10 protein-coding genes are annotated in these 13,336 nt (G+C 66.6%); 3 read left to right on the plus strand and 7 right to left on the minus strand.

Annotation, left to right across the window (positions count from 1 at the left end; genetic code table 11):
* Nucleotides 1-84: 84 nt before the first annotated feature.
* The gene (locus J2X65_RS08650; RefSeq protein WP_310200291.1) at nucleotides 85-1,515 is read right to left on the minus strand and encodes a DUF1254 domain-containing protein; all 1,431 of its coding nucleotides are present in this window, start codon (nucleotides 1,513-1,515) and stop codon (nucleotides 85-87) included.
* A 363-nt stretch (nucleotides 1,516-1,878) separates the two neighbouring features.
* On the opposite strand from J2X65_RS08650, the gene J2X65_RS08655 reads away from it, so the two are divergent.
* Nucleotides 1,879-2,925, plus strand: a complete 1,047-nt coding sequence (locus J2X65_RS08655; RefSeq protein WP_310200293.1) for an AraC family transcriptional regulator ligand-binding domain-containing protein — start codon at nucleotides 1,879-1,881, stop codon at nucleotides 2,923-2,925.
* Between the two features lie 297 nt (nucleotides 2,926-3,222).
* Here the strand turns inward: J2X65_RS08655 and J2X65_RS08660 are convergent, their stop codons facing one another.
* The 5 genes from J2X65_RS08660 to J2X65_RS08680 form a co-directional block, all read right to left on the minus strand.
* On the minus strand, nucleotides 3,223-4,236 hold the full coding sequence (locus J2X65_RS08660) for an ABC transporter substrate-binding protein (RefSeq protein WP_310200294.1): 1,014 nt from the start codon (nucleotides 4,234-4,236) through the stop codon (nucleotides 3,223-3,225).
* Between the two features lie 33 nt (nucleotides 4,237-4,269).
* Nucleotides 4,270-5,058 (minus strand): ABC transporter permease, encoded by a 789-nt coding sequence (locus J2X65_RS08665; protein ID WP_310200727.1) that lies wholly within the window; start codon nucleotides 5,056-5,058, stop codon nucleotides 4,270-4,272.
* Between the two features lie 2 nt (nucleotides 5,059-5,060).
* Nucleotides 5,061-5,816, minus strand: a complete 756-nt coding sequence (locus tag J2X65_RS08670; protein ID WP_310200728.1) for an ABC transporter ATP-binding protein — start codon at nucleotides 5,814-5,816, stop codon at nucleotides 5,061-5,063.
* Between the two features lie 130 nt (nucleotides 5,817-5,946).
* Nucleotides 5,947-6,897, minus strand: coding sequence for a hydroxymethylglutaryl-CoA lyase (locus J2X65_RS08675; protein ID WP_310200296.1), 951 nt, complete (start codon nucleotides 6,895-6,897; stop codon nucleotides 5,947-5,949).
* On the minus strand, nucleotides 6,894-8,129 hold the full coding sequence (locus J2X65_RS08680; RefSeq protein WP_310200297.1) for a CaiB/BaiF CoA-transferase family protein: 1,236 nt from the start codon (nucleotides 8,127-8,129) through the stop codon (nucleotides 6,894-6,896). Before J2X65_RS08680 ends, J2X65_RS08675 begins: the two co-directional genes overlap by 4 nt.
* Nucleotides 8,130-8,534: 405 nt before the next feature.
* On the opposite strand from J2X65_RS08680, the gene J2X65_RS08685 reads away from it, so the two are divergent.
* Entirely contained in the window at nucleotides 8,535-9,965 is a 1,431-nt protein-coding gene (locus J2X65_RS08685) for an amidase (protein WP_310200298.1), read from the plus strand.
* A gap of 19 nt (nucleotides 9,966-9,984) precedes the next feature.
* Here the strand turns inward: J2X65_RS08685 and mgrA are convergent, their stop codons facing one another.
* A complete protein-coding gene (gene mgrA, locus J2X65_RS08690) occupies nucleotides 9,985-11,016 on the minus strand; it encodes an L-glyceraldehyde 3-phosphate reductase (protein ID WP_310200299.1) in 1,032 nt (343 codons plus the stop codon).
* Between the two features lie 296 nt (nucleotides 11,017-11,312).
* Here mgrA and J2X65_RS08695 point away from each other — a divergent pair, with 296 nt between their 5' ends.
* A complete protein-coding gene (locus J2X65_RS08695) occupies nucleotides 11,313-13,319 on the plus strand; it encodes a primary-amine oxidase (protein WP_310200301.1) in 2,007 nt (668 codons plus the stop codon).
* Nucleotides 13,320-13,336: the final 17 nt, after the last annotated feature.

The raw sequence follows: 13,336 nt of genomic DNA on the forward strand, positions 1-13,336 counted from the left end.
GGAGGCGCAACGACGACGAGCTACCTTATGCGAAAGGGAAGACGGCCTGCCGGCGCAGCAAGTGGCGCCGGCAGGCCGAGGCGTTCAGCCGACTTTGGTCACGGCGGGAATGACCCATGATCCATCAAGAATGGAGGGGTTGTTCTCGTCCGGCCAATAAAGGCGCAGCATGAGGTTGAACCGGTCTTTCGGTGCCGGCAGCCAGTTGGCCTCCTTGTCGGCGCCCGGGCTCTCGTTCTGGACATAGATGACCAGCGAGCCATCCGCCTCCAGCTTCGGGTTGGTGCGCATGCTCATCGAATAGCGGTTTATCGGATTGGCGACGAAGAACATCGCCGCGTCATACATCGTCAACGACCAGAAGCCCTTCACCGGCGGCAGCTGGTCGGCCGCGAAGCGCAGCTGGTATTTGTTCGCGCCGCTATAGTCGCGACCGTCCTTGTCCTTCAGCGAGGTGGGATAGACGGCGTCCTGCGGGCGGTTGGCGCCCAGACCGATGGCGGTGACGAGCGCCCGCTGAAGATAGTCGGTGCCGTAGAGCCCGGTCTTGGTGGTGTAGCCCCAGCCATTGATGTTCTTGACGTCGCCATCGCTCAGCTTGAAATGCAGCATGATGCGATCGAAGGAGAACTGCGGCAGCCGCTTCGCCCAGCGCGCATCCATGGACTTGGCATCGAAGCTCTGGCCCGGCACCAGGCCGATCCGCTTGAAGCGCTCCAGCGCCGGCGCGTCCTTGGCCGAGGGCGGGTTGCGCTTCAGCAGCTCGGCCAGCAGCGTGAAATACGCCGCCGCGTCGAGCGCGTTCACCTGGTCGCGCACCGGGGTCTTCATGTCGATGGCGGTATCGACCTTGCCGTCCGGCGGCGCATAGTCCTTGCCGAACGCGCTCAGCGGGAAGAGCTTGAACTGATCCTGCAACGCATGGACGGCCGCGTAGTCCTCCGGGGTGCCGGTGCAGTAGATGCGCCCGAGCATCCAGACCAGCCCGGTCGGCGACTTCAGCTGCACCATGCCGTCCGGCACCGTGCCGGACCAGCCTGGGCCGGTGACGAGATAGGTCTGCGCTCCGGTTCCGGTGGTGCGGGAGCCCGGCACCTGGAACACGTCGGTCCAGCCATCGAGGAAGGGCAGCAGGAAATAGCGCCCCTTCATATCCGGCACGCTCACCACCCACGGCTCGGCGCCGACATCGAAAAAGGCGGTGGTGTACAGCGTATCGGCGTTCGGCGCGGTCACGTCGCGGAATGTGGCGTCGGGATAGGTCCGCAGCTTGATCAGCGTGCCCATCGGCGCACGGGAGCCTTCGGCCTTCACCACATTGGTCATCACACGACGGGTCATCTCCATCGTGACCAGCGGATAGCCATAGACATAGGCGTCCGAGGCGATGCCGAAGTCCTCGGCCCCCTCGACCACATCGAAGAACGGGCCATCCCAGGCATTGGCTCCGCGCGCGGCGAAGCCGCTTGCAAGAGCTGTTGTACCCACGATCAGGGCACGGCGCGAAATCCTCATGGCATGCTTCCTTGATGGAATGAGACCGGCTGGAATTCTTCCCTCCGGCCGACCGACGGCCTTTCAAGCTTTCTCGTCACGACGGACCTTATGATGCTACCGCTATTATGGATATTCGGCGCATCGGGGATCGGCTCTGTGATGATCAAAGGAACAGCCCGCGACCTAAGTGATATTGTCAGTATCGCTCACGTAGATCTTGAAGCTGACGTCTTGGTTCGCGCATCGCGACTTTCACTTCCGTCAGAAGAAAAGCAGCCTTGCGAGACGGCAGAGCCATAACTTATGGAGAGGATAACCGCTTGCTTTTTGAGGACAGGAACCGTCGATTTGAGCAACGTCCCGTCCCAGCGCGTAGGGCCCGTGGCCGCGCTCCCCGGCCTGCTCGGCAAACTCGGGGTCGCGCTCGATGAAGCTTTTGCCGGCTCGGGCATCGAGCCCGACCAGCTCGATGCGGAGGCGCGCTTTCCCTACCCTTCGCTGATCGGGCTGCTCGAACGTTGCGCGACCGTGTCAGGCTGTCCGCATCTCGGCCTGCTGCTCGGGGCGCGCAACGATCACCGGGCGCTGGGCGTCATCGGCGAGATGATGGCCAGCGCGCCCACACTGGGCGAAGCGTTCCGGGACTATGTCGGGCTGCAGATCGGTTATTCACGCGGTGCGGTCGTCTATCTCCAACGCGCCGGCGACGACTACGTCGTGGGCTATGGGCTCTATGACGCGGGGACCGGCCATGGCCGTCAGGTGCACGATCTTGTCGTCGCGATCGGGTGCAACATGGTGCGCGCGCTTACCGGCGGAAGGGGACAGGTTCTGCGTACGCTCGAATGCGTCGGCCCGCCGGAAAACATGCCCGTCTACCGCAACCTGCTGAAGACGACGGCACTGTTCGATCAGGAGCAGACCGGGATCGTTCTTTCGGCACGGGACATGGCGCTGGCGCTGCCCGGCGCCAATCCGGCGCGCCGGCTGCAATTGCGCGGCGCGATCCAACTGGCGCTCCGCGGCGATCTGGAGGACGTGGCGGCCCAGGTTCGCCGTGCCTTGCGTCCGCGCCTGATGCTGGGCGAGGCCGATCGTGAATCCGTGGCTCGCGAACTCGGGCTCAACGGCCGCACATTGGCGCGCCATCTCGCCCGCGCGGGCACCAGCTTCGAGGCGATCAAGGACGAAGTCCGCTTTACGGTGGCCCGCGAGCTGCTGGCCCTGACCCGGCTGCCGATCGGGCGCATCGCCGAAGCGCTCTCCTACGCGGCGAACAGCGCCTTCGATCACGCCTTCACGCGCTGGGCCGGCATGCCGCCGTCCCAGTGGCGAGCGGCCCAATGGACGAGCAAATCCGGGAGTGCGGCAAGCGACGGCGCAATGGCCCATGTCGAGCATCTGGCGCGATCGGTTCGGACCGACTGACGAGAGGGACGAGCCGTCGTCAGGCGGCGCGCGACGCGCAGCAGCGCACCATCGGCGCGGAGCCGTCGAATGCCGCCATCGCCGGCGAGCGGATCACCCGACCTTCCCCATCGGGTCGCCTATCGGTCGCGCGGCGGAGGGCGCCGCGGCGTCCGCGGCCCCTCGATGGCGGCGCGGAGGTGAGATCCACGCCGGCGAGCCGAAACGATCGGCATCTGCGGCGGCCGACGGCCCTGAATACGACGCCACCACCCGGCCGCACCGATGCATGCAACGGCACGGCCATCGGCGGAAGCCCTACTGGCCTTTGGCCTTGGCGAGGAACGAGCCGTCGAAGGTCTTGGAAAGATCGATGGCCGCCGCGTCGAGGCTGGGATCGGTCGTGGTGATCAGGTTGAGCGCGCTCTTCATGCTCGCCTCATCGATATTGCCGTCGGTCGAAAAAGATTCGCGCGAAGCATTGAACGCCTTGATGTAGAGCGCCTTGTCACCGAGCCAGTATTCCTGCGGCACCGTTGCCGCCACCTGATCGGGCGTCGCCTTCTCCAGCCATTTCAGCGTCTTGTAGAAGGCGTTGGTCAGCGCCTGAACGGTGTTTGGATTGGCCTTGATGAAGCTTTCCTTAAAATAGAGCACGGCGGCGGGGTTCATCCCCCCGAATACCTTCTGGGTGCCCTCGGTGGTGCGGGTATCCACCAGCACCTTGATCGCGTCCATATCCTCCAGCTTGGAGATCACCGGATCGAGGTGGGAGATCACGTCGATCTCGCCCTTCTGCACCGCCGCGACTGCCGAGGCGCCGCCGCCCACCCCGATAAACGAGGCCTCTTCCGGCGACAGCCTGTCCTTCGCCATCAGATACTGCACCAGGATGTAGGTCGAGGAGCCCGGCGCCGTCACGCCGATCTTCCTGCCCTTGAAGTCGGCGACCGACTTGATGCTGTCGGCCTTGTCCTTGGCCACCGCGACGACGATGCCGGGATAGCGGCCGAGGTCGATCACCGCGCGGATGTCCTGCTTCTTCTGCTGCATGCGGATGGTGTGCTCATAGGCGCCGGTGACGGCGTCCACCGAGCCGCCGATCAGCGCCTGAAGCGACTTGGCGCCGCCGCCGAAATCGTTGATTTCGACATTCAGCCCCTCCTCCTTGAAGTAGCCGAGCCGCTCGGCCAGCGTCAGCGGCAGATAATAGAGCAGCGGCTTGCCGCCGACGCCGAGGGTGAGGTTCGGTTTCTCGATCTCGCCCGCCTGCGCCGCGCCGAGCGCGGGAAACAAAAGGCTCGCCGCGACGAGCAGGGTACGCATCTTCATTTGGTTTCCTCCCGTTTCTTGTCGGATCACGTCTCAGTTCTGTTCGCTGGCGGATTGCGGCCGCCAGACGAGAAGCCGTCGCTCGACCCGGGTCACCCCCCAGTCGATGACGAGCACGAAGGCCGCGAGGATGAACATGCCGGCGAACACCCCGGTCACGTCGAACACCCCTTCGGCCTGGTGGATGAGATAGCCGAGGCCGGCGGCCGAGCCGAGATATTCGCCGACCACGGCACCCACCAGCGCAAAGCCGACCGCCGTGTGCAGCGAGGAGAACATCCACGACATCGCCGAGGGCCAGTACACGTTGCGGAACAGCTGCCGCTCGTTCATGCCCATCATGCGGGCATTTGCCAGCACCACCGGGCTGACTTCCTTCACGCCCTGATAGACGTTGAAGAACACGATGAAGAACACCAGCGTGACGCCCAGCGCCACCTTGGACCAGATGCCCAGTCCCAGCCACAGCATGAAGATCGGCGCCAGCACCACGCGCGGCAGCGCATTGACCATTTTCACATAGGGATCGAACACCGCCGCGACCATCGGCTTGCGGGCGAACCAGAAGCCGATGACGACGCCGCCGATCGAGCCGATGACGAAGGCCAGCACGGTCTCGGTCAGCGTGATCCAGAGATGCTTCCAGATCGTGCCGGAGACGAACAGCTGCACCACCCGCGCGATGACGTCGCCCGGCTTGGAGAAAAAGAACTCGGGCAGCACATAGTCGCCGCCGATCGGCACGGTGGCGCCGATCTGCCAGAGGGCGAGCACGACCACGGCGACGAGGATCTGCAGCAAAAGCAGCTTGGCGGGGTGCATCTTCACGAGGTCATCTCCTCGCCATAGGTCTTGGCGACCTCGGCCTTGAGCTGGTTCCAGATGTCGCGGTGCAGCTGGTGGAAGCGCGGGTCCAGCCGGATGTCGGCGGTATCGCGCGGGCGGGCGAGGTCGATCGGGAAATCGCCGATGATGCGCGCTTCCGGGCCCGCCGACATGATGACGACGCGGTCGGACAATGCGATCGCCTCTTCGAGGTCATGGGTGACGAACAGCACCGCCTTGCGGTCCTGCGCCCACAGTCTCAACAACAGCGTTCCCATGATCTGGCGGGTCTGGGCGTCGAGCGGTCCGAAGGGCTCGTCCATCAACAGGATCTTCGGGCCGCGCACCAGCACCTGAGCAAGGCCGACGCGCTTCCTCTGCCCGCCGGAGAGCTGGTGCGGGTAGCGGTCGGCGAAGCGGGCGAGGCCGACCTTCCGCAGCCAGTCCTGCGCCTGCGCCAGTGCGTCGGCGCGCCGGGTTCCGCCGATTTCCAGCGCGATCGCCACATTGTCGAGCGCGGTCTTCCAGGGCATCAGCGCATCCTGCTGGAAGAGATAGCCGGCCTTGGCGTTGAGCCCGTCCAGCGCCGTGCCGAAAATGCTCACCTTCCCGCCTGCCGGCCGCAACAGGCCGGCGGTGGCGTTGAGCAGGGTCGACTTGCCGCAGCCGGTCGGGCCGACAATGGCGACGAACTCGCCTTCGCGCACATGCAGCGAAGTCGGCGCCACCGCCTTGTAGACCGGGCCGCCGGCCATGCCGAAGCTGATGCTGATATCGTCGAGCGCCACCGCCAGCGGGGCGATGGCCGCTGTCGGCGCCGGCCCCTCGGCAAGGGTCCGCTGCAGCGCGGTTTCCATGTCCTGTCCTCCCATGGCTTCGGTGCGGTTATGGCACGGCCTGGCGCAACCCCGGCGGTGCGGGATGCAGGTCGCCGCTTCGCCCGGCCTTCGCCACCTGGCCGGGTATGTCGTGGCCGAGCCGCGCCGGCAGCCCCCGAGCGAGGCCGATGAGGCGCCCGAGATCGACGCCGGTCGGCACGCCCATCTCCTCCAGCATGTGCACGAGATCCTCGGTGGAGATGTTGCCGGTCGCGCCCGGCGCGAAGGGGCAGCCGCCGATGCCGCCCAGCGAGGCGTCGAAGCGATCGGCGCCGGCATCCAGGGCCGCCAGCGCATTGGCGAGGCCCATGCCGCGCGTATTGTGGAAATGCAGCGTCAGCGGCACGGTGCCGAACCGGGCGCGGAAGGCGCGGACCAGGCGCGCCACCTGGCGGGGATTGGCCATGCCGGTGGTATCGGCCAGCGTCACCGAATGCAGCCCGAGGCCGAGATAGGCCTCCGCCAGCGCCAGAACCTTGTCCTCCGCCTGCGCCCCTTCGAACGGGCAGCCGAAGGCGGTGGCGATCGAACCGTTGAGGCGTGCCGGCGATCCCGCAGCGGCGGCGGCGATGGCGCGGAAACCGTCGAGCGATTGCGCCGGCGTCATCCGCATATTGGCGAGGTTGTGGGTCTCGCTCACCGACATGACGAGGTTGAGCTCGTCCATCCCGGCGGCGAGCGCCTCCTGCGCGCCGCGCAGGTTCGGTACCAGCGCGACATAGACGACACCCGGTCGGCGCCGGATCCCCCGCGCCACCTCGCGGGCATCGGCGAGGTTCGGCACCGCCTTGGGCGAGACGAAGGACGTCACCTCGATCTTGGCGACCCCGGTGTCGGACAGCGCGTCGATCAACGCGATCTTCTGCCCGGTCGGCAGGAAGCGCGGCTCGATCTGCAGGCCGTCGCGCGTCACCACTTCCTGGATGTGCACCCGCGCGGGGAACGGAACCGCGCTCATGCCGCGTCTCCCGGCGCTGCATCTCCCTTGGCCACGGCGCCGCTGGCGACCAGGGCCTCGATCTCCTCCGTCCCGTAGCCCAGCGCGGCCAGCACCGGCGCGGTATGTTCGCCGAGCTTCGGCCCGAGCCAGCTCAGGCCGCCCGGCGTCTGCGACAGCTTGGGCACGACGCCCGGCATCTTCACCGGCGTGCCATCCGGCAGCGTCGAGGGCAGGATCATGTCTCGGGCGAGATATTGCGGGTCGGCGACGATGTCGGCGACCGAATATATGCGCCCGTTCGGCACCTCGGCACGGTCCAGCGCCGCGGTCACCTCGTCGAGCGAGTGCCGGCTCGTCCAGGCGGCGATGGTGCCGTCGATTTCCTCCACATGCGCCACCCGGCCGTCATTCGAGGCGAGGCGCGGATCGGTGGCGAGATCCTCGCGACCGATCGCCGTCATCAGCCGCCTGAAGATGCCGTCGCCATTGCCGGCGACGATCACATAGCTGCCCTCGGCGGTCGGGTACGAATTGGACGGCGCGATGCCCGGCAGCGAGCCGCCCGAACGGGCGCGCACGAAGTCGAACAGGTCGTATTCCGGGACCAGGCTCTCCATCATGTTGAACACGCTCTCATAGAGCGAGACGTCGACCACCTGCCCGCCGCTGCGGCCGGACTTGATGGCGAGCAGCGCCATCAGCGCGCCCATCACCGCATGCAGCGCCGCAAGCGAATCGCCGATCGAGATGCCGGTCCGCGCCGGCGGCCGGTCCGGCTCGCCGGTGGTAAAGCGCATGCCGCCCATCGCCTCGCCGACCGCGCCGAAGCCGGGCCGCTCGCGATAGGGCCCGTCCTGCCCGAAGCCGGAGATGCGCACCATCACCAGATTGGGGTTGATCGCCTTCAGCGCCTCCCAGCCGAGCCCCCAGCGCTCCAGCGTGCCGGGGCGGAAATTCTCGATCAGCACGTCGGCATCGCGCACCAGCCGCCGCACCACCTCCTGCCCCTCGGGCAGGCGCATATTGACGGCGACCGACTTCTTGTTGCGCGACTGCAGGTACCACCACAGCGAGGTGCCCTCGTGCAGCTTGCGCCATTTGCGCAGCGGGTCGCCCTCGCCGGGGGCTTCGACCTTGATCACCTCGGCGCCGAATTCCGCCATCAGCCGCGCGGCGAACGGCGCGGCGATCAGGTTGCCGAGCTCTACGACGCGGATTCCGGTGAGCGGACCCTCTGCGGGACGTTCCATTGGCGACGCTCCTTCCCGATCGTTTCCCGTTCTATGGGTCGAAAGTCGCCTTCCGTCCAATAGTCTTTGCCGGGATGCCGGAAGCGGACATGCAACGGGAGCATCCCACCGAATGGCGCGTCCGCGCGCCGAATGCGTAGCGATGCCGTTCTCTTCATTCGCTTCGTCCAACGGCTGTGCGTGAGAAGCCACTGACACCTTCGTCATCGCCAATGGCCGCGAAACGGATAGCCGTCCCCCGAATCGCACCCAGGGGTCGCAGCGCCGGAACGAGGCGGTCACCGGGCCGGAACGGACGCCCCACCTGCGGCATGCTTGATTTGCTCCGCGACAACCGGTTTCTAGGGACGCAACGGCGTGCGTCCTTCCGGTGACGCGGCGGCCGTCGGAGAGGCGGGGGAATTGATGTCGCTGATGGATCTGACCGCGAGCGCGCTGTCGCATCTGATCGCCACCCGGCAGGTGAAGCCGTCCGAGGTGATGGCCGCCTATCTGGCGCGCCTGACCGCGGCCAATGCCGTGGTCAACGCCATCGTCTCTCCCCGCGACCCGGACGCGCTGATGGCGGAAGCGGTGGCGCTGGACGATACGACCCCGACCGGCTGGCTGCATGGTCTGCCGCTGGCGGTAAAGGATCTTGTCTGCGTCCGCGGCATCCGCACCACCTTTGGCTCGCCCCTGCACCGCGATTTCGTCCCGCAGCAGGACGACCTGCTCGCCGCGCGGCTGCGGGGCGCCGGCGCCATCCTGACCGGCAAGACCAACACGCCCGAATGGGGCCATGGCAGCCACAGCTTCAACCCGGTGTTCGGCGTCACGCGCAATCCCTATGACACCGCCCGCTCGGCCGGCGGCTCGTCGGGGGGCGCGGCGGCGGCATTGGCCGCGCGCATGGTGCCGCTGGCGGATGGCTCCGACATGATGGGCAGCCTGCGCAACCCCGCCGCCTTCTGCAATGTCTATGGCTTCCGGCCAAGCTGGGGCCTCGTCCCCGGCGATGCCGAGGGCGATACCTTCATGGCCACGCTGGCGACCGACGGGCCGATGGCGCGGACCGTCGAGGATCTCGCCCGGCTTCTGGAAACGCTGGCCGGCGAGAACCCGGACGTGCCGTTCGGCCGGCCGGCAACGTCCTATGCCGCGCAACTGGCTATCGACATGTCCGGCCTGCGGGTCGGCTGGCTGGGCGACTGGGACGGCGCCTATCGCTGCGAGCCGGGCATTCTCGAGCTGTGCCGGGACGGTCTCGCCGTGCTCGAAGCGCTCGGCGCCCAAGTCGATGTGCTGCCCCCGCCCTTCCCGGCCGACGAGCTCTGGACGGCCTGGACCCATCTGCGCGGCTTCCTCAACAACGGCTCGAAGGGGGCGCTGTGGGCCGACGCCGCCAAGCGCGCGCAGCTGAAGCCGGAAACCGTCTGGGAGATCGAATCCGGGCAGGCTGTCACCGCCGCGCAGGTCTATGCCGCCAGCCTCACCCGTTCACGCTGGTACGCGTGCGCCGCCGCGCTGTTCAGGCAATATGACGTGCTGGTCATGCCCTCGGCGCAGGTATGGCCGTTTCCGGCGGAGTGGCGCTGGCCGCAGGCGATCAACGGCCACGCCATGGATACCTATCACCGCTGGATGGAAATCGTGGTGCCGGTCAGCCTGATCGGGCTGCCTTCCCTCGCCGTACCCTGCGGCTTCGGTGCGCAGGGGCTGCCGATGGGCATGCAGATCATCGGCCCGACGGGAGCCGATGCCAGGGTGCTGGCGATCGGCCACCGCTATCATCAGGCAACGCGATGGACGGAGCGGACGCCATCCTTGCCGGCGGTCAAGCAAGCGGCTTCCTGAGGGCGTCGCCGCTTCTCCATCACAGCGTCGAGGATACCCGCCACAGATCGGTACCACCCTCCTGGGCGTAGCGATCGATCGCGGCCAGTTCCTCGTCGGCGAAGCCGAGCTGCGCCACCGCGTCCAGCGAATTGTCCAGCTGCTCGACGGTGCGCGCGCCGATCAGCGCCGACGTCACCCGCGGATCGCGCAGCACCCAGGCGATCGCCATCTGCGCCAGCGTCTGGCCGCGCGCCCGGGCAATGTCGTTCAGCGCCCGGATGCGCGACAGGTTGTCCTCGCTCAGCATCGATGCCTTGAACGAGGCCTGCTTCACCGCGCGGGCGTCCTCCGGCACGCCTGAGAGGTATTTCGAGGTCAGCAGTCCCTGCGCCAGCGGCGAGAAGGCGATGCAGCCGCTGCCGAGTTCGGCCAGGGTGTCGAGCAGTTCGTCCTCGATCCACCGGCTCAGCATCGAGTAGTTGGGCTGGTGGATGAACAGCGGCACCCGCTCCTCAGCCAGCAGCGCCGCGGCCTTGCGCGTCAGCGCCGGCGAGTAGGAGGAGATTCCGATATAGAGTGCCTTGCCCTGGCGGTGGAGCTGGGCGAGCGCGCCCATGGTCTCCTCCAGCGGCGTGGTGGGATCGACCCGGTGGGAATAGAAAATGTCGACATAATCCAGCCCCATGCGCCGCAGCGACTGGTCGAGGCTGGCGACCAGGTACTTGCGGCTGCCGCCGACGCCGCCATAGGGGCCGGGCCACATGTCCCATCCCGCCTTGGTGGAGACGATCAGCTCGTCGCGATGGGCGCGGAAATCGGCGGCAAGGACACGTCCGAACATCTCCTCCGCCGAGCCGGGCGGCGGGCCGTAATTATTGGCGAGATCGAAATGCGTCACGCCGCGGTCGAAAGCCCGGCGCAGGATCGCCCGGCCGGTTTCGAACACGTCGGTGCCGCCGAAATTCTGCCAGAGCCCGAGGGAAATGAGCGGCAGGTCGATGCCGCTCGCCCCGCAGCGGCGATAAGGCATCGCACCGGCATAGCGATCGGCGGCAGGGGCGTAGGTCATGGTCCAGCATCCTTCGAGATTCGATGGTCGGCTCGAACCATAGGCCGTCGGCATGACACGGCAATCGGCACACCGCTCAATCAGCATCAACGCTTCATTGAATGAAATTCAATGAAGCGGACCCGCTGCCGCCATGATTTGCGGGCGCCGGGCATCCATGGCACTCACCGGATGCTACCCGGGTTTCGTGCCACGCCTGACCTGCCGCAGGTCCCGCGCCCGCCCGGCGCGTCCGCCGACTTTCCACGTCGAGGCCACAGGCTGCCTCGCCACCACGCCGTCGAGAGAGCTTAGCCATGGACGCCAGGATCGCCGTCGCCGCCCCGCTCGCCTATCCGCTCGATCCGCTGAGCCTCGACGAGATCGCGAGGGCGCTGGCCATCCTCAAGGCCGACAAGGCCCTTGGCGAGACCGTCCGCTTCCCCATGGTGCGGCTGGAGGAACCGGCAAAGGCCGAGCTCGCCGCCTTCCGCGCGGGCGCCACGCTGCCGCGCCGCGCCTTCGTGCTGATGCTCGACATCCGCTCGGGCGAGAGCTTCGAGGCGATCATCGATCTGTCCGCCGAAGCGGTCGCCTCCTTCGTCAGGCTGCCCACCGACGAGCCGCCCTATGGCCAGCCGCCGATCATGCTCGAGGAATTCCTCCGCGCGGAGGAGATCGTCAAGGCCGATCCCGCTTGGCGCGCCGCCGTCGCCAAGCGCGGCATCACGGAAGAAGACCTCCCGCTGGTCCAGATCGACCCGTTCTCCTCCGGCTATTTCGGCCGCGACTTCGAGCGCGGCAAGCGGATCGTGCGCTGCGTCGCCTATTGGCGCGGCGATGCGCGCGACAATGGCTATGCCCACCCGATCGAAGGGGTGGTGGCGGTGTTCGACCTCATTGCCAACCGCATCGTCCACCTCATCGACGAGGAAAGGATCGTTCCGGTTCCGAAGAAGCCGCACAATTACGGCCGCGAAGCCTTCCCCGACACCCGCAAGGGGCTGAAGCCGCTGCACATCGTGCAACCGGAAGGGCCGAGCTTCACCGTCGACGGCTGGAAGGTCGAGTGGCAGAACTGGAGCTTCCGCCTCGGCTTCACCCCGCGAGAAGGGTTGGTGCTGCATGAACTCGGCATTGAGGACCAAGGCCGGCGGCGGCCGGTGATCTTCCGCGCCAGCATCACGGAAATGGTGGTGCCCTATGCCGATCCGACCGCCAACCATTACTGGAAGAGCGCGTTCGATGCCGGCGAATACGGCCTCGGCCGCCTTGCCAACAGCCTGGAACTCGGCTGCGACTGCCTCGGCCACATCCATTATTTCGACGTGCCCGCCGCAGACGACCTCGGCCGGCCCATGCTGATGAAAAACGCCATCTGCATGCATGAGGAGGATTATGGCATCCTCTGGAAGCACTATGAGTTCCGCAACGGGATCTATGAGGTGCGCCGCTCGCGGCGGCTGGTGATCTCCTTCTTCGCCACGGTGGGCAATTACGATTATGGCTTCTACTGGTATCTGTACCAGGATGGCACCATACAGCTGGAAGCCAAGCTCACCGGCATCATCCAGACCGCTGCCGTCGCGCCCGGCGAAGCCTATCCCTGGGGCGGCATGGTCGACGATGGGCTGGGTGGTCCGACCCATCAGCACTTTTTCAACGCCCGCCTGCACATGGACGTCGACGGCGGCGGCAACACCGTCACCGAGCACGACTTCGTGCCGCGCCCCTGGGGCGACGACAATCCCTATGGCAATGTCTTCGACACCACGACCAAGATATTGAAGCGCGAACTCGATGCCGCCGCCCTCGCCAACGGAGCCACCGGCCGCTACTGGAAGGTATCCAATCCGAACATCGCGAACAGCGTCGGTAAGCCGCCGGGCTACAAGCTGGTGGTGACACCCACCCCGGTGATGCTGGCGCAGGACGAGGCCTTCGTCGCCAGGCGCGGCGGCTTCGCCAAGAAGCACATCTGGGTCACCGCCTTCGACCCGGCCGAGAAATATGCCTCGGGCGACTATCCCAAGGTGAATGCCGGCGGACAGGGGCTGCCGGCCTATGTGCAGCAGAATCGCGAGATCGAAAATGCCGACATCGTGCTTTGGCACTCCTTCGGCCATACCCATATGTGCAAGCCGGAGGACTTCCCGATCATGCCGGTGGAGTATGCCGGCTTTACGCTGAAGCCCAACGGCTTCTTCGCCGGCAACGTCGCCATGGACCTGCCGGCGGAGAAGAACCCGCATTCGCGCGACAATCGCGACGAGCGCGAGAGCGATACCGCAGGTTCTTCGGCGGGCAGATCCTGCTGCCATTGACGGGCAGAGGGAACCGG

Origin of the sequence: Ancylobacter sp. 3268 (assembly GCF_031456575.1) — a bacterium.
Taxonomy (GTDB): Bacteria; Pseudomonadota; Alphaproteobacteria; order Rhizobiales; family Xanthobacteraceae; genus Ancylobacter.